Genomic DNA, 15,922 nt, shown 5'->3' with positions numbered 1-15,922 from the left:
CCGCTGAACGCCGCCACGTTCGAAGTTTCGAAAGCTCGGGACCTCGAAGACCTGCGAAGTCCGGCCTCTTCCCCACCTGATCCGGTGAACCTAGGGTAGGAAGCGCTTACCATTTCGCGCTGGTCGAAACTTTTCATGGCCCTCGGGCGGGCCGGAGAGGTGGTTCCCGATGGTCCGTACGGGGAGTGCGAGCACTGCGGTCGGGCCGACTCTGGCCGTCGTGGCCCGTGAGGCGGGTGTTTCCGTGCCGACCGCGTCCAAGGTGGTCAACGGCCGCGAGGACGTGGCGCCGGAGACGCGCCGCCGGGTGACGGAGGCGCTGGACCGGCTCGGCTATGTCCGCAGACCCCGGTTCGACGCGGCGAAGGCGCCGGGGCTGGTCGACCTGGTCGTGCACTCGCTGGACAGTTCCTGGTCGGGGGCGGTGCTGCACGGGGTGGAGGCGGCGGCGCATGACGCGGGCCTCGAGGTCGTGGTCTCGGCGGGCCTGACCAGGACGCGGTGCGGGCGGCCGGAGCGCGGCTGGCTGGACAAGCTCATCGCGCGCGGCTCGTCCGGGGTGCTGTTCAACCTGGCCGAGCTGACGGCCTCGCAGTACGCCTGGCTGGACCAGCACCGGATTCCGTACGTCCTGATCGACCCGGTCCTGGAGCCGCCGCCGGGCGTGGTGTCGGTGGGCGCCGCGAACTGGCAGGGCGGTGTGACGGCGACCGAGCATCTGCTGTCCCTGGGACACGAGCGGATTGCCGTCATCGCCGGTCACCAGCGCAAGATGTGCAGCAGCGCGCGGGTCGCCGGGTACCGTTCGGCACTCGCGTCGGCCGGGGTGCGGCACCGTCCGGAGTACGTCCGCCATGCCGGATTCGACGAGGCGATCGCCAGGCGCCGGATGCTGGACCTGCTCGACCTGCGCGAGCCGCCGACCGCGGTGTTCGTCTGCTCGGACCGTATGACGCTGGGTGTGTACGGGGCGCTGACCGAGCGGGGGCTGTCCGTACCGGACGACATCAGCGTGGTCGGCTTCGACGACCTGCCCGAGTCCCGCTGGATCAACCCCGCGCTCACGACCGTCCGCCAGCCCCTCTCCGAAATGGCGGCGACGGCCCTCCACCTGCTGGTCCGCATGATGGACGGTGACCGCCCGGAGGGCACCCGCACGGAGCTGTCGACGCGGCTGGTGGAACGGGAGAGCACGGCGCCTCCGCGCGCGTAGGGCACGCGGAGGCGCCGGTGGTCGCCACACGCCTCGGGCCGAGGTGCGGGCTAGTCCTTCCTCGTGAAGGTGCCGAGACCGCTCGTGTCGAGGTTCTCGACCCGGACCTTGTCGGCGTGTCCGCCCGAGCCGACGGTGAAGGTCACGCCGGACAGGCCGACGGCCATTTCGCCGGTGGTGCTGTAGCTGAAGGTGTCACCGTTGTAGTGGTGCAGGACGAACCGTTCCTTCTTGGGCCCGAGTTGCATGACGAGCTTGCCGCCCTGGTCGCTGACGGTCATCGGGCCGTAGTAGTCATTGGCGTACGTTCCGGTGTAGGCGCTGTTCGCCCTGGCGGGTGCGGGCGAGGCCGGCGGCTTGCTGTAGTCGACCTTCGAGCGTTCCCCCTGCAGGGTCTGCTGGAAGACCGGCCCGAGGAACTTCAGCCAGTCGACGGTCGGCCCGCCCGTCTGCGCGGTGTCCAGGAACGTGGCGGAGATCGCCTCGGGTACGCCGATGGGCTCGCCGTTCGTCAGGACGACGATGCCGAGCTTCTCCGAGGGCAACAACGCGACGTTGGTGGCCGCTCCCAGCGCGAAGCCGCCGGAGTGGCCGAGTTTCAGCCTGCCCTGGTCGTCGTAGCTCACGTTCCAGCCGAGCCCGTAGAACCCGGCCCTGCCCGCGGGCGAGTGCGGCGGCGCGGAGAGCATGTACGGCAGGTGGGTCTGATCCAGCGCGGCGGCGTCGACGACCTGCCGCCCCTCGAACTTGCCGTTGGCCAGTTGCAGGCGCAGCCACTTCGTCATGTCCCGGGCCGTGGAGCTGGCCCCGCCCGCCGGGCTCTGGGCGTCCGGTTGGCGCACGTGCTCGGCGCTCCAGGTGTCCCCGGTCTTCACATGCAGGGCGGCCTTGTTGCCCGCTTTCTCGTAGTCGGCGAAGGAAGAGCTGGTGGAGTCCATGCCGAGCGGCCGGTACAGCTTCTCGTCGGACAGCTTCTCCCAGCTGGTCCCGGCTGCTCGCGCGGTGGCGACGGCGGCTTCGGTCAGCCCGAAGTTGGTGTACGCGTAGTGGGCACGGAAGGGAGCCAGCGGTTCGTAGCGGAGGTGGTCCAGGATGTACGAGCGGTCGTAGCCGAGGTCCTCCAGCTGGTCTCCGGCGTGGTCGGGCAGTCCGCTGCGATGCGAGAACAGGTCGGCCAGCGTGACATGGCTGGTGACCCACGGGTCCTTCAGCTTGAAGCCGGGGCTGTGCTCGACGACCGGGTCGTCCCAAGCGACGGTCTTGTCACCCACGGCCGCGGCGACCACGGTGGACGCGACGGGCTTGGAGACCGAGGCGAGCTGGAAGACGGTGTCCGGTCCGACCCCGTCCTTCGTGCCGGCCTTCCGCAGGCCGAACCCCTTCAGATACACCACCTTGTCGTCGTAGACCACTCCCACGGCGATTCCGGGCACACCGGTGCGGTGCATGGCGTCCTTTACGACGCCGTCGAGCTGGCTCACCGCGGTCTCGACCTTGGCCCGAGTGAGCTGTGCCGGTGGCTGGGCGGGTGGGACGGTGGGCAGCGGCGACGTCCCGACGGCCGCGCGCCCGGCGACGGCGGTGTCGTCGGCATCGGATCCGGTGCAGCCGACGGCCAGGACCGCTACCAGGCCCAGTGCCGTGGCAGAGCGAAGCGATCGGGGACATGCACTGTCGAGTCGGGGCATGTCTTCCATGGGAGTCCCTCCCCCGGCGCCTGTCGCGCCGTGCGGGCCGTTCGGGGGATCCGGCACGCGCCGTCACGCGCGCCCGTTCAGGCCCGTTCTTCCCCGACAGCTCGGCCGACCGGCCACTGGCCGGCACGACGTGCTGCCGGGCAGCACAGTTCAAGCCAGGCCCGCCGCCGCCCAGTTGATCCCGCCCAGCAGATGGACGCAGAAGCCGGCGTCGTCGTACGCCTGCGCGGCATGTCCCAGGGCCGTGTAGAACTCCCGCCCGCCGCTTCCCTGCTCACGGCACCAGGCCGGCGGGTGGTCCTCGCCCATGCCGCCTTCCCCGTACGACGACTCGTCGGCCCCGCACGAGAATCCGTACCGTGCCACGCGAATTGGTCCGGAAGTCGTACCACTCGTCGATGAACTCCCAGACGGGGCCGTACTACGGGGAGTTGCTGGGCGCACTCGTACTCCGTGCAGGCCGCCGCATGCACGCCGACGAACCCCCCGCCCGCCTCCAGGTACGCGGCGAGCCTGTGCAGGTGGCGGGCCAACTCCCGGTGCGGGTGGGCCAGTACGGGAGGCAGACCGGGCCCGCGGACGCAGGACTCGCCGCTCGGCCTGCCGCCGTCGGCTGTGCCGCCACGCTCGGCGCCGCGGTCGTGAGCGGCCGGGCGCAGGCACGGGCACGGCACGACCAGTGGCGCCGTCAGCACCGCCGCGACGCGTACGCCGGTTGTCTCAGCGCGCTCCACGACCGCGGCATCGCCGTGGACGCGGTCCTCGGAGCGCCGCGAGCGGACACCCCGACCTCGCCGTCGTCGCCGAGAGGACACATCGCTTCGTCACGCCGGCCCGCGAGGTCCACCGCGCCGCCGAGGTCGTCGTCCTCGAAGGACCGGCCGCCCTGGCGGAGGTCGCCGTGCGCGTCACCCACGCCTCCGCCGACCTCTCGCTCGTCATGCGGCGGACGGCCGACGATGCCCGCGCGGGCGACACCGGCCGCAGGGAGCCGAGGACTCCGCCCTCGCCGAGGAACAGGAGCGGATCCTCTACCGGACGGTCAGGGGCTTCCGTCTCGAGGCCCGCGAGGTTGTCGGGAACACGGACTGCCGAGCGCGGACGACCGGCGAAGGCTGCCGCACAGGTGTTCCATCGCGGGCTCGGCGCCGCGTAGTCTCGGCTGCGATGGACCTCATCCCCGCGCATCTGGACCACCTGGTCCTCGCGACGCCCGAACTGGCCGCGACGGTCGCCGACTTCACCCGGCGTACCGGTGTGGCGCCCGCGCCCGGTGGCGCGCATGTCGGGCTCGGTACGCGCAACTTCCTGGTGTCGCTGGGCGGTTCGAGCTACCTGGAGATCATCGGGCCGGACCCTGAGCAGTCGGAGCCGGACGGTCCCCGACCGTTCACGGTCGACGAGCTGCCCTCCGCGCGGACGGTGACCTGGGCCATCAGCCCGCCCGACCTCGACGCGGCGGTCGAGGCCGCCCGCGCCCGGGGCTACGACCCCGGCTCGATCCGCCCGATGAGCCGCCGCCGGCCCGACGGCACGCTGCTGGAGTGGCGGCTGACCGACGGCGACACCCAGCACCCCTCCGGTCTGGTGCCCTTCCTCATCGACTGGGGGGCGTCGGTCCATCCGACGGCGACCGGGCTGCCCGTCACCCCGCTGCTGGAGTTGTCCGCGAGTGCTCCCGATCCCGACGAGATCCGCCCCCTGCTCTCCGCCGTCGACGCAGAACTCGCCCTGTCCGAGGGGCCGTTGGGGCTCACCTTCACCGTGGACACTCCGCGCGGGCCCGTCACGTTCGGGTGAGCGGCAGAAGCATTCAAGGTGTGGCCCGTACCGCCATCAGCAGCCCGCTCGCCCACGCCGGACGCACGCTGTGGAAGTCCTTGTGTCCCTCCAGTTCGGCCAACAGGCGTGCTACGGAGGCCTCGTGGCCCTCGGGCCGGCCCGATTACGGGTCGAGGTCGTCGATCAGGCAGACACCGCCCGGAGCCACCAGGCCCAGGGCCTGTTCCAGGTGCGTGAACTCGCCCAGCCAGATGTCGGCGAAGACGAGGTCGAAGCGCTCCCCTCTCGTACTCCTCCAGCCGGCTGCCGCCGTCCCCGGACACGACGATGACCCGCGGTTCCTCACCCAACTGCCGTCGCCCGACGGCCTGTAGAGCGGAGTCGAGTTCCACGGTGACCAGACGGCCATCGCGGTCCATACCGCTGAGGAGCAAGGCCGTGCCCTTCCCCACGCCGGTACCGAGCTCCAGGATCCTGCCCCCGGCCGGGGTCGCGGCGAGGGCCGCCAGAAGGCTTCCCGTGCGCTCTTCGCAGGACATGATGAACCCCTCGGAGGCGGACAGGGCGGCCGGCAGGCGGCTCGGAGTGCCGTCCATCCGGTCAGGATGCGAGGCACGCGTCCACCCCGGCAACATCGTTTCCCGCCCGCGCCACGGCTCCCGCCCGCCCTGTCCGATTCCTTCAAGACCGGCCGCCGGGGTGCTGCCTACGGTGACGGCATGACTCCACGATTCACCGTGGTCGGCCTGGTCGTCTCCGACATGGCCGCCTCGCTCGCCTTCTACCGTCGTCTCGGGCTCGTCTTCCCCGAGGGCTCGGAGGACCAGCCGCATGTCGAGGCCGAACTGCCCGGCGGGCTGACCCTAGCCCTGGACCCCGAGGAAACCGTCCGTTCCTTCTCCCCCGGGTGGCAGCCGCCGTCCGGCGGCGGCCGGATCTCGCTCGCCTTCCGGTGCGGGTCGCCCGCCGAGGTCGACTCCGTCTACGAGGACCTCGTGGGCGCCGGGTACCACGGCGAGCTGAAGCCGTGGGACGCCTTCTGGGGGATGCGGTACGCCGTCGTGCACGACCCGGACGGCAACGGCGTCGACCTGTTCGCGCAGCTACCCGCGGCCGAGTAGCTGCCCGAGCCGCAGCCCCGCCAACTCCTTCACGTCCCGGGCCAGATGGGCCTGGTCGGCGAACCCGGCCCGGGCCGCCGTCTCCGCGAACGGCACCCCTTCCCGGGCCAGCCCCAGCGCCCGCTGCAGCCGCAGCACTCGGGCCAGCATCTTGGGCCCGTAGCCGAAGGCGGCCAGGGAACGGCGGTGCAACTGGCGGGCGCCGAGGCCGAGTTCGTCCGCGGTGGCCGCGACCGGGCGGCCCTCGTCGAGGGCGGTCACCAGGTGCCGTAGCAGCGGGTCGGGGGGTTCGGCGTCGGCGGCCAGGCGCAGCGCCAACTCCTCCAGCCCGCTTTCCGGTTCGGCGGCGGCGTTCACGCGCGCCGTGAGGCGGCGGACCTCCGCCGCCGGACGCAGTTCGTCGAGCGGGACGCGCCGGTCGCGCAGCTCGTGCGCGGGCACGCCCAGGAGGGCGGGCGCGGTGCCGGGGTAGAAGCGGACGCCCACCCACACTCCGGGCTCGCCCGCGGTGACGTACGCGTGCGTGTCGGGCCCCGCGACCAGCAGCCGGCCCTGGTGCCACAGCAGGTCCATGCAGCCGTCGGGGAGCACCCGTCCGGCTCCCGCCTCGGACGGGGTGTTCGTCCACACGACGGCCCCGGTCAGCCGGGACGCCCTCTCCGTGTACACGTACGGAAGGCTACGCCGTCCGCGTCCGGTGCTCCTGCGGGCTCACGCCGTACACCCGCTTGAAGGCGCTGGACAGTGCGAACGCGCTGCCGTAGCCGACCTGGCGGGCGATCGCCTCCAGGGTGTCGTCGGTGTCGCGCAGCCGGTCGGCGGCCAGGGCGAGGCGTCGGCCGGTCAGGTATGTCATCGGGGGCTCGCCCACGAGGCCGGTGAAGCGGCGGGCGAGGGCCGCCCGGGAGACTCCCGCCTTGGCCGCGAGCGTGGCGACCGTCCAGGGGTGGGCGGGGTCGTCGTGGAGCAGCCGGACGACCCGGCCCACCACGGGGTCCGCCAGCGCCTGGTACCAGGCCGGTGCAGCCGCCTCCGGGCGGGCGAACCAGGCCCTGAGCGCGGCGATCACCAGCAGGTCGAGGAGGCGGTCCAGGACGACCTCCTGGCCCGGCTCGTCCCGCACGATCTCCTCCATGAGGAGCGGGGTGAGCGGGCAGTCCCAGACCTCGGGGGTGAGGGACAGCAGCGGCGGCAGGGCGTCCAGCAGCCGCCCGCTGACCTCGCCCTGCCACAGGTAGGTGCCGATCAGCATGACGGCCGAGCCGTCGAGCCGGTCGCCCCAGGTGCGCACGCCGAGGTCCATCACGCCGTTGAGGGAACGCCCGTCGGGGTAGCGGCACTCGGCACCCGGCAGGATCAGCGCCTGCGGCTGCGTCTCGGGGTCGTCGGCGCAGGTGTACGGGTCCGGGCCGCGGGCGATGGCGAGGTCGCCGGGCCGCAGCAGCACCCGCTCCCCCGCGTCCGACATGATCCACGCCTCGCCTCGGGCCATCAGCATGACGGTGAGCGGGGCGCGGTCCTCGATGCGCACGCACCAGGGCGGTTCGAAACACGCCCGGATCATGAAGGCGCCCCGCGCACGGGGTCCGTCGAGGAGACCTGCAAGGGGGTCCATGCCGTGAGCGTAGACGCCCGCGCATGGGAATGAGCCGTTCAGCGATGGGGTCCTGGGGCGTGCGGCCCTTGACTGGAGGCATGGCGGACAACGCAGCGAACACACAGGACATGACGGTTGTGGTGACCGGTGCCTCGGGGCGCACCGGGAGCCGCGTGGCGCAGGCGGCACGGGCGGCAGGGCTCGCAGTGCGGGCCGCCTCCCGAGCCCACGGTTTCGACTGGGAGGACCCGACGACCTGGGCCGAGGCACTGCGGGGCGCCGCCGCGGCGTACCTCATGTACCCGTCCGACGTCGGCGCCCCCGCGGCGACGGCGGGCGTCGGGGCGCTCTCCCGGGAGGCGGTCGGGCTCGGGGTGCGGCGGCTGGTGCTGCTGTCGGCGCGCGGCGAGACGCAGGCGCTGGCTACGGAGGAGGCGCTGAAGGCATCGGGGGCGGACTGGACGGTGATACGGGCCGCGTGGTTCGCGCAGAACTTCAGCGAGGGGCCGCTGGTGGAGGAGTTGCGCAGGGGGGAGCTGGTGTTTCCGGCGGGTGAGGTGCGGGAGCCTTTCGTCGATGTGCGGGACATCGCGGACGTCGTCGCGGCGGCGCTGACGTCCGGGGAGCGGTTTGTCGGACGGACGGTTGAGGTGACGGGGCCGAGGCTGCTGTCCTTCCGGGAGGCGGTCGCGGAGATTTCCGAGGCGAGCGGCAGGGAGCTCAAGTACACGCCGGTTCCGGCGCGCGCCTATGGAGAAGCACTGCCCGGGTTCGGGGTGCCGCCCGAGGAGGCGGAGTTCCTGGTGGAGGTGTTTGAGGGGCTGCTCGACGGGCGGAATGCGCATCTCACGGATGGTGTGCGTCAGGTTCTCGGCCGTGCGCCGCGTGATTTCGGGGAGTTCGTGAGGGACGCTGCCGCGGCGGGGGCGTGGAACGCTTGGCGGGGCGCACCGTAGAGGTACGGACTTCTGCGGAGTGCGGCTTGTGTGTGGCTGGTCGCGCCCATGCGGCGGAGCCGCATATCGGCTGTGACATCAGCCGCTGCCGCGGCGGGGCCCCGCGCCCCTTCGGGGCGCTTCACTGACCGTCGTGTTTGTGGTGCGGGTGGGTGCTCTTGACGTGCGTCCGCAGCCTCGACGTCACGTCCTCCGGCGGCAGGAAGCGGGACCAGCGTTCCGGGAACTCGGAGGGCATGTCCGGGTCGCCCGGGTCGGTCTCGTGGCCGGCGGCCGCGCGGGCCACGTGCTCGGCCAGCTGGGCCTCGCGCAGCCGCTCGTTCGCGGCGCGGGCCGCAGCGGTCGCGGCAGCCGGCCAGACCCGGTCGATCGCGGCGTTGACCGCGGCCCCGACGAGCACGGCGAACGCGGACACACCGATCCACAGCAGCACGGCGACGGGCGCGGCCAGCGAGCCGTAGATGGTGGGGCCCTCGACCGTGCTGGTCAGGTAGATGCGCAGCAGGAAGCTGCCGAGCACCCACATCGCGAGGGCGACCAAGGCGCCGGGCACGTCCTCGATCCACGGGGAGCGGACCGGCACGGACACGTGGTACAGCGTGGTCAGGAAGACGATGGACAGGACGATGACGACGGGCCAGTACAGGACCTGTACGACGGTCGTCGACCACGGCACGACGTTCACCACCGCGTCCGGCCCGGCCACCATCAGGGGCAGCGCGATCGAGCCGATCAGCAGCGCCACGATGAACAGCACGAAGGACACCAGGCGGGTCTTGACGATGCCCCGGACGCCGTCGAGGCCGTACATCACGGTGATGGTGTCGATGAAGACGTTCACGGCGCGGGAGCCCGACCACAGGGCGAACAGGAAGCCGATGGAGATGACGTCGGGCCGGCCGCCCTTCATGACGTCGTGCAGGATCGGCTGGGCGATCTCCGACACTCCCTTGTCGGACAGGACGGTGCGGGACGCCTCCAGAAGGTTGTTCTCCAGGCTGGCGATGGAGTCGGCGCCGGTCCAGGCGTCGACGTAGCCCAGCAGACCGATCATGCTCAGCAGCAGCGGTGGCACGGACAGCAGCGTGAAGAACGCGGCCTCGGCCGCGAGGCCCAGGATGCGGTACTCCATGCACGAGTTGACGGTGTCCTTGAGCAGCAGCCAGGCAGTCCTGCGCTTCGAGACGTTCCGATAGAGGGCACGCGCCCGGTGGAGACGCCCGGAGGGGCTCTGCGGCGATTCACTTGCTGACTGCACGACCTAACGGTATCCGCCGTGGCCGAGTGCACTCATCCCCCGGCCCGGCGGCCACCGGAGGGATACACCCCATTTTTCTGTCATGTCCGCGTTGGCCGGACTGTTCGGTGCCCATCCCGGGCTCCCGTGTAAACGGCACACGTCGTCAGCCTGATCGGCAAATCCAAGGGGTCCCGATCCCACCAATGACCGAAACACCATTGGTGGGATCCACGTGGATCACGCCATGCTGCCCTGCGCCCCTTTCACGCGACCACCTCATACACTTCCGCAACATTCTGAACTCGAATTCCACTGTTTCCCAATGTCATTGAATTCCGCCCGGTCGTGAACAGCGGGCAGAGTTCCGCCGTATTGATCTCGGGGGAATTCTCATGCCTGCTCCGCAGCCATTGATGCGTACACCACCAAAGCCCACCGAGGCCGCGCGGGCCGTCCCTGATCGCCCGGCAGCGGAATGTCCGCTCCCGGCAACAGCCCGGTCGGCGCCGGAACCGGGCGAGCGGCAAAAGTCGTAAAGCCTGTAAAACCTGCACGGAGCGCCTATGGTGGGAAATATCGACACCGGCACCGAAAATGTCCTGGCCGAGGTTCTGTCGGGTGTCGTCAGCAAGGAACACATACCGGTCGACAGCCACTTCTTCGACGATCTCGGCGCCAATTCCCTGACCATGGCCCACTTCTGCGCCCGCGTCAGGAAGCACCCGGATCTTCCGTCGGTGTCGATGAAGGACGTGTACGGCCATCCGACGATCCGCAGGCCGGCGGCGGCCCTCGACACCGCACCGGCTCCCGCCCCCGCGTCGGCCGGGATCGAGGCGCCCGCGCCCCTGCCCGGCAGCACCCCGCGCTTTTTCCTGTGCGGCGCGCTGCAGTTTCTGGTCTTCGCCACCTACTGCGCGCTCGCCGGAATCGTCATGGGCCGGGGCTACGAGTGGATCTCGGCCGTGGACGGGGTCGCCGACGTCTATCTCCGGTCGCTGGTCTTCGGGGCCGCGGTCTTCGTCGGCGCCTGTCTCCTCCCGATCGCCGCCAAGTGGCTGCTGGTCGGCCGCTGGAAGGAGACCGACTTCCCGGTCTGGAGCCTCGCCTACATCCGCTTCTGGACCGTCAAGGCGCTGCTGCACGCCAACCCGCTGATCCTGTCCGCACGTCGAGCAGACCGGCTCGAACTTCGGCACGGAGGTCCAGCACGAGACACCGCACCTGGTGACCGTGGGCAGCGGCACGATGGTCGCCGACGGCCTGTCGATCGTGAACGCCGACTTCTCCGGTACGTCCTTCCGCGTCTCGCGCGCGACGATCGGACCGCACAACTTCCTCGGGAACAACATCGTCTACCCCAGCGGCGGCCGCACCGGCGAGAACGTCCTGCTGGCGACGAAGGTGATGGTCCCGCTGGACGGCCACCTCCGCGAGGGCGTGGGTCTGCTGGGCTCGCCCGCCTTCGAGATCCCGCGCTCGGTGGAGCGCGACAGCCGCTTCGACCATCTGCGCGAGGGCGCGGAACTGCACCGCCGGCTGGCGGCGAAGAACCGCTACAACCTGCGCTCGATGGGCCTGTTCCTGTTCGTGCGCTGGCTGCACTGGTTCGCCCTCAGCGTGATCGGCTTCGCCGCCTTCGACCTGTACGGCGGTGGCGGCACCGTCGGCGGTCTGCTGATCGGCGCGTCCCTGATCGTGGGCCTGGCGTTCAGCACCGGCTACTACGTGCTGGTGGAGCGGCTGATCACCCGCTTCCGGCCGCTCGAGCCGCGGCTGGTGTCGATCTACGACCCGCACTTCTGGTGGGTGGAGCGTCTGTGGAAGGTGCCCGACAACCACCTCGTGGTGTTCAACGGGACACCGTTCAAGAGCTTCGTCTGGCGGCTGCTGGGCGTCCGCATCGGGCGCCGGGTCTTCGACGACGGCTGCTACCTCACCGACCGCACACTCACGGCGATCGGCGACGACTGCACGCTCGCCGCCCACACCAAGGTGCAGGCCCACTCGCAGGAGGACGGCACCTTCAAGTCCGACCACATCACCATCGGCGCCGGCTGCACGCTCGGCACCGGACCACTCGTGCACTACGGCGTCTCGATGGGTGACGGCGCCGTCCTCGCGCCCGACTCCTTCCTGATGAAGGGCGAGGAGATGCCGCCCGGGGCGCACTGGGGCGGGAACCCGGCGGTCGCTCCGCGGCACGCATGACAGCAACAGGGGGAACCGAACTCATGGAAACGATCCCGCGATGGACGCTCGACCCGGTCCCCGGCCTCGCGGAACACCAAGTCCCGCTGCCGGAAGGCACATCGGTACAGCCGCCCGACCTGGCGGCCGCGCACGCCAGGGTGCTGGCCGCACTGACCGGCGAACATGCGCCCGCTGGTTCTGGCAGTGGCGGCGTCGGGTGCGCATCGTCGCCGTCGACAGTGTCGGCTCGGTGAGTTTCGGCGGGGCACCGGGGCGCCGGATGATCCCGGGGCTCGGGACGAGCGTGCCGCCGGCGCTGCTCGACGAGTCGTACGTGGACCACCTGGTCCGCGTCGAGGAGAGCGACGCCGTCCTCGCCTGCCGCCGACTGGCCGCCCGCGGCTTCATGTTCGGCGGCTCCACGGGCACCGTGATCAGCGGCGCCGGCCAGTGGCTCGCCGAACACGGCCACCAGGGCCTCACCTCGGTGGCCATCGCCCCGGACCTCGGCGAGCGCTGTCTGGACACGGTGTACCGGGAGGGCTGGCCGGCGGGCGCGATCGAACACGAGGCGACACCGGCGATGGCACGGCCGGCATAGCTTCTTCGACGCCGGTCGGTTCTTCTTTCACGCCAGGCGGTGTCCTTTCACGCCGGTCGGCGTAATTCAGCCCGTCCGGCGTTTGAGGACGAGGCCGTTCAGGCCGATGGGGGGGTCCAGGGGGCACAGCCCCCTGGTGGCCCAGTACCCCCGCCGGGGGTACTTTCGCCGCATGGCAGGCACCACGCACACCGTGTCCAACCAACCCCCACCCCTGGCCGACTACGACCTCTTCGGCGCCGACCGTGCCCTCACCGCAGCCGTCGAACGGCACCTGGCCCCCGAGCTCCTCGACGAGGCACACGGCGACCTTGCCGCGCTCGGCCGCGCCTCCGGTTCCGCACAGTTGCAGGAGTGGGCGGTCCAGGCCAACGAGAACCCGCCCCGGCTGCGGACACACGACCGCCACGGCCACCGCATCGACGAGGTCGACTTCCACCCCGCCTGGCACCGCCTGCTCGGCAAGGGTGTCGCCGCGGGGCTGACCGCGGCCTGGGCCCGCCCCGGCGGTCATGTCCGCAGAGCCGCCGCGTTCCTGGTGTGGACACAGGTCGAGGCCGGGAACCTCTGCCCCCTGTCGATGACCCACGCCGCCGTCCCCGCCCTGCGCACCGACCCTGACCTCGCCGCCGAGTGGGAGCCGCGGCTCACTTCCATGGTCTACGACCGCGAGCTGCGGCCCGCCCGCCTCAAGGCCGGGGCGCTGTTCGGGATGGGCATGACGGAGAAGCAGGGCGGCAGCGACGTACGCGCCAACACGACGGCCGCACGGCCCCTCGCCGAGGAGGGAACCTACGAGCTCACCGGGCACAAGTGGTTCTGCTCGGCCCCGATGTCCGACGGGTTCCTGGTGCTCGCCCAGGCTCCGGACGGTCTCACCTGCTTCCTCGTGCCGCGCGTACTGGAGGACGGCTCCCGCAACGTCTTCCTGATCCAGCGGCTCAAGGACAAGCTCGGCAACCGCTCCAACGCCTCCAGCGAGGTCGAGTTCGACGGCACCTGGGCCCGCCGGGTCGGCGAGGAGGGGCGCGGGGTGCGGACCATCATCGACATGGTGGCGGCGACCCGCCTTGACTGCGTGCTGGGCTCGGCCGGCCTGATGCGGCAGGCGGTCGCGCAGGCCGTGCACCACTGCACGTACCGGGAGGCGTTCGGCGCGAAGCTGGTCGACAAGCCGCTGATGCGCAACGTCCTGGCCGACCTGGCGCTGGAGTCCGAGGCGGCGACCACCCTCGCGCTGCGTCTCGCCGCCGCCTGCGACGACGGGAGCGAGCACGAGCGGGCGCTGCTGCGGATCGCCGTACCGGCCGCCAAGTACTGGGTGACCAAGCGCTGTACGCCGGTGGCGGTCGAGGCCGCCGAGTGCCTGGGCGGCAACGGGTACGTCGAGGAGTCGGGGCTGCCGCGGCTGCTGCGCGAGTCGCCGCTCAACTCGATCTGGGAGGGGGCGGGCAATGTCCAGGCGCTGGATGTGCTGCGTGCCCTGCAGCGGGAGCCGCAGGCGCTCAACGCCTACCTCCAGGAGGTCGGAAAGGCCCGCGGTGCCGACCACCGCCTGGACGGCGCGATCAAGGACCTGTTGACCGAGCTGTCCGACCTGGACGGGATCGAGGCGCGGGCCCGGCGGCTGACGGAGCGGCTCGCGCTGGTGCTCCAGGGTTCGCTGCTCGTCCGGTTCGCCCCACCGGAGGTGGCCGACGCCTTCTGCGCCTCGCGACTGGGCGGCGACGGGGGCGCGGCCTTCGGGACACTGCCCCACACCCTGGACCTGGCGTCGGTGGTGGAACGGGCCCGGCCGGTGTCCTGAACTGCGCTTATGTCGTACGGGGGTGGTGCTGCGCCGACACGGCACCACCCCCGCCCAACCGGCCCGTTCGAGGCCACGAACGCCGCTCGGGACGGCGTTGCTCAATATTCAATCAAGCAGGAGCCGGTCCACCAGGGTTGCAAGGGGTTGCAACTTGCTGCTGTCTGCGGCTGGACTGGACCCGTCCGCCGGGAACGGACGGCACTATGAGACGGACAGTGCGGACGACTCCGGCTCCGTGGCCGAAACGCGACGAGAAACCGGTTGTCCCGAGCCCTTCTTCCGGGAGGCCAAGTGGTGCACCCGCCGACGGACGTGACGCAGCTCGCCGTGGTCGACACGGCGCGCGCGGCGCGGGTACTCAGCGAGGTCCGCGCCGCCCGGCTCTCCGGGCAGCGCACCCCCGTCGCGCCCCGTCCGGTGATCGAGCAGTCCTGGGGGCGCATGCTGCGCAGCGGCATCGACCCCGAACGCGACCACCGTTCCGGGCTGCTGCCCGCCGACGAGGTGCGGCGCCGCCGGGCGTCCACGACGCTGCGGCACGTCCTGCCGGTGCTGCGGGAGGGGCTGCTGTCGGTCGCGGACGTCGCCCACCACATCATGGTGGTCGCCGACGAGGACGGCCGGGTGCTGTGGCGCGAGGGCAGTTCGGCCGTGCTGCGCAAGGCGGACGGGCTCGGCTTCGAACTGGGCGCCGACTGGCGCGAGGACGTCGTCGGGACGAACGGCATCGGCACCCCGGCGGTGGTGCGCCGGCCCGTGCAGGTCTTCGCCTCCGAGCACTTCGTGCGCTCGCAGACCTCCTGGACCTGTACCGGCGCGCCCATCACCGACCCGCGCGACGGCCGGCTGATCGGTGTCGTGGACGTCAGCGGACCGCTGGAGACGATGCACCCGGCCACGCTCGCCTGGGTGGACTCGGTGGCCAAGCTCGCCGAGGCCCGGCTGCGCGAGCTGCATCTGACCTCTCTGGAGCGGCTGCGCGCGGTGGCCGCACCGGTGCTGGCCCGGGTGGGCGGCCGAGCCCTCGCGGTGGACCGGAACGGCTGGACCGCCGCGGTGACCGGGATGCCCTACACCAGCCGGATCGCCCTGCCCAAGTCCCTGACGGCGGGCCGCCGGTGGCTGCCGCCGCTCGGCCTGTGCTCGGTGGAGCCGCTGGCCGAGGGCTGGCTGGTCCGGGCCACGGACGAGCCGGTGCCGCGCGGCGCCACGCGTGTCGTGCTGGACCTGACGCAGCCGCGCCGCTGGTCCGTCACGGTGTCCGGGTCCGCGGGCTCCTGGAGCCATGAACTGAGCCCCCGGCACGCCGAGTTGCTGTATCTGCTCGCCCTGCACCGCGGCGGCCGCAGCGCGGCGGGCCTGGCCGAGGAGATGTTCGGCGACGGAGCCCGGACGGTGACGGTGCGCGCCGAGATGTCCCGAGTACGGCGCTATCTCGGCGGGTTGCTGGAACACCGGCCGTACCGCTTCGCGGAGGACGCGGAGGTCGAGCTGCTCCTGCCGGCCGACCCGCGCGATCTGCTGCCGCAGTCGACGGCACCGGCGGTGATCAACCTACGGCAGCCGGCCGATCTGCCCTGAGCGTGTCCGACACATGCCCCTGAGTGACCACACGGCCGTATCTTCCGCATATTTGCACGGTCTTCGTGCCCTACCGTGCCGGACTGCCGTAGCATCCCTCTACGGGCCACCCCACCTGCTCCTTTGGTCAA

General features: G+C 71.4%; 12 protein-coding genes and 4 pseudogenes. 8 read left to right on the top strand and 8 right to left on the bottom strand.

From position 1 onward, the window contains the following. The first annotated feature begins 169 nt into the window (after nt 1-169). Nucleotides 170-1,213: a LacI family DNA-binding transcriptional regulator gene (locus IH68_RS0127850; RefSeq protein WP_030940243.1), complete on the top strand. Its 1,044-nt coding sequence runs from the start codon at nt 170-172 to the stop codon at nt 1,211-1,213. A gap of 50 nt (nt 1,214-1,263) precedes the next feature. On the opposite strand, the gene IH68_RS0127845 is transcribed toward IH68_RS0127850, so the two are convergent. The 3 genes and pseudogenes from IH68_RS0127845 to IH68_RS56510 all read right to left on the bottom strand — a co-directional run bounded on the left by IH68_RS0127845 (nt 1,264) and on the right by IH68_RS56510 (nt 3,826). Then, entirely contained in the window at nt 1,264-2,901 is a 1,638-nt protein-coding gene (locus tag IH68_RS0127845; protein ID WP_420719011.1) for a serine hydrolase, read from the bottom strand. A 159-nt stretch (nt 2,902-3,060) separates the two neighbouring features. After that, nucleotides 3,061-3,425 (bottom strand): annotated as a pseudogene (locus tag IH68_RS59875) (ThuA domain-containing protein); the annotation flags it as partial. A gap of 173 nt (nt 3,426-3,598) precedes the next feature. Continuing rightward, nucleotides 3,599-3,826, bottom strand: a complete 228-nt coding sequence (locus tag IH68_RS56510) for a hypothetical protein (protein ID WP_030940239.1) — start codon at nt 3,824-3,826, stop codon at nt 3,599-3,601. A gap of 251 nt (nt 3,827-4,077) precedes the next feature. Between IH68_RS56510 and IH68_RS0127830 the strand changes: the two genes are divergently transcribed. Then, nucleotides 4,078-4,710, top strand: a complete 633-nt coding sequence (locus IH68_RS0127830) for a VOC family protein (RefSeq protein WP_030940238.1) — start codon at nt 4,078-4,080, stop codon at nt 4,708-4,710. A 145-nt stretch (nt 4,711-4,855) separates the two neighbouring features. Here the strand turns inward: IH68_RS0127830 and IH68_RS58325 are convergent, their stop codons facing one another. Both IH68_RS58325 and IH68_RS58320 read right to left on the bottom strand, forming a co-directional pair. Continuing rightward, entirely contained in the window at nt 4,856-5,101 is a 246-nt protein-coding gene (locus tag IH68_RS58325; RefSeq protein WP_234341616.1) for a hypothetical protein, read from the bottom strand. Then, nucleotides 5,055-5,231: pseudogene (locus tag IH68_RS58320) on the bottom strand (SAM-dependent methyltransferase); the annotation flags it as partial. The pseudogene IH68_RS58320 and the gene IH68_RS58325, both read right to left, overlap by 47 nt. 180 nt (nt 5,232-5,411) lie before the next feature. Here IH68_RS58320 and IH68_RS0127820 point away from each other — a divergent pair. Further along, on the top strand, nt 5,412-5,813 hold the full coding sequence (locus tag IH68_RS0127820; protein WP_030940237.1) for a VOC family protein: 402 nt from the start codon (nt 5,412-5,414) through the stop codon (nt 5,811-5,813). Here the strand turns inward: IH68_RS0127820 and IH68_RS0127815 are convergent. Both IH68_RS0127815 and IH68_RS0127810 read right to left on the bottom strand, forming a co-directional pair. Beyond that, complete coding sequence (locus IH68_RS0127815; protein WP_030940236.1) at nt 5,796-6,482, bottom strand: DUF6597 domain-containing transcriptional factor; 687 nt, start codon at nt 6,480-6,482, stop codon at nt 5,796-5,798. The genes IH68_RS0127820 and IH68_RS0127815 overlap by 18 nt on opposite strands. A gap of 10 nt (nt 6,483-6,492) precedes the next feature. Then, on the bottom strand, nt 6,493-7,428 hold the full coding sequence (locus tag IH68_RS0127810) for an AraC family transcriptional regulator (protein WP_030940235.1): 936 nt from the start codon (nt 7,426-7,428) through the stop codon (nt 6,493-6,495). Nucleotides 7,429-7,508: 80 nt separating this feature from the next. Between IH68_RS0127810 and IH68_RS0127805 the strand changes: the two genes are divergently transcribed. Next, entirely contained in the window at nt 7,509-8,366 is an 858-nt protein-coding gene (locus tag IH68_RS0127805) for an NmrA family NAD(P)-binding protein (RefSeq protein WP_037885347.1), read from the top strand. Nucleotides 8,367-8,487: 121 nt separating this feature from the next. Here IH68_RS0127805 and IH68_RS0127800 read toward each other — a convergent pair whose 3' ends face one another. Further along, nucleotides 8,488-9,624 (bottom strand): YihY/virulence factor BrkB family protein, encoded by a 1,137-nt coding sequence (locus tag IH68_RS0127800; protein ID WP_030940233.1) that lies wholly within the window; start codon nt 9,622-9,624, stop codon nt 8,488-8,490. 545 nt (nt 9,625-10,169) lie between these two features. Between IH68_RS0127800 and IH68_RS50220 the strand changes: the two are divergent. The 4 genes and pseudogenes from IH68_RS50220 to IH68_RS0127780 all read left to right on the top strand — a co-directional run bounded on the left by IH68_RS50220 (nt 10,170) and on the right by IH68_RS0127780 (nt 15,791). After that, nucleotides 10,170-11,817 (top strand): annotated as a pseudogene (locus IH68_RS50220) (phosphopantetheine-binding protein). Nucleotides 11,818-11,956: 139 nt separating this feature from the next. Next, nucleotides 11,957-12,400, top strand: a pseudogene (locus tag IH68_RS50215) (pyridoxal-phosphate dependent enzyme); the annotation flags it as partial. 172 nt (nt 12,401-12,572) lie between these two features. Beyond that, entirely contained in the window at nt 12,573-14,207 is a 1,635-nt protein-coding gene (locus IH68_RS0127785) for an acyl-CoA dehydrogenase family protein (protein WP_030940232.1), read from the top strand. Between the two features lie 294 nt (nt 14,208-14,501). After that, nucleotides 14,502-15,791 (top strand): GAF domain-containing protein, encoded by a 1,290-nt coding sequence (locus tag IH68_RS0127780; RefSeq protein WP_030940231.1) that lies wholly within the window; start codon nt 14,502-14,504, stop codon nt 15,789-15,791. Nucleotides 15,792-15,922 lie beyond the last annotated feature (131 nt).

The organism is Streptomyces sp. NRRL S-646 (assembly GCF_000720765.1).
Taxonomy (GTDB): Bacteria; Actinomycetota; Actinomycetes; order Streptomycetales; family Streptomycetaceae; genus Streptomyces.
Note: the sequence above shows the minus strand (reverse complement) of the source record. Positions and strands in the feature narration are given on the sequence as shown.

Bases quoted from the DNA above. Each gene is read 5' to 3' on its own strand.
- IH68_RS0127810 (WP_030940235.1), bottom strand. From the start codon at position 7,428: ATGGACCCCCTTGCAGGTCTCCTCGACGGACCCCGTGCGCGGGGCGCC.
- IH68_RS0127820 (WP_030940237.1), top strand. From the start codon at position 5,412: ATGACTCCACGATTCACCGTGGTCGGCCTGGTCGTCTCCGACATGGCC.
- IH68_RS0127785 (WP_030940232.1), top strand. From the start codon at position 12,573: ATGGCAGGCACCACGCACACCGTGTCCAACCAACCCCCACCCCTGGCC.
- IH68_RS0127805 (WP_037885347.1), top strand. From the start codon at position 7,509: ATGGCGGACAACGCAGCGAACACACAGGACATGACGGTTGTGGTGACC.
- IH68_RS58325 (WP_234341616.1), bottom strand. From the start codon at position 5,101: ATGGCCGTCTGGTCACCGTGGAACTCGACTCCGCTCTACAGGCCGTCG.
- IH68_RS0127830 (WP_030940238.1), top strand. From the start codon at position 4,078: ATGGACCTCATCCCCGCGCATCTGGACCACCTGGTCCTCGCGACGCCC.
- IH68_RS0127850 (WP_030940243.1), top strand. From the start codon at position 170: ATGGTCCGTACGGGGAGTGCGAGCACTGCGGTCGGGCCGACTCTGGCC.
- IH68_RS0127845 (WP_420719011.1), bottom strand. From the start codon at position 2,901: ATGCCCCGACTCGACAGTGCATGTCCCCGATCGCTTCGCTCTGCCACG.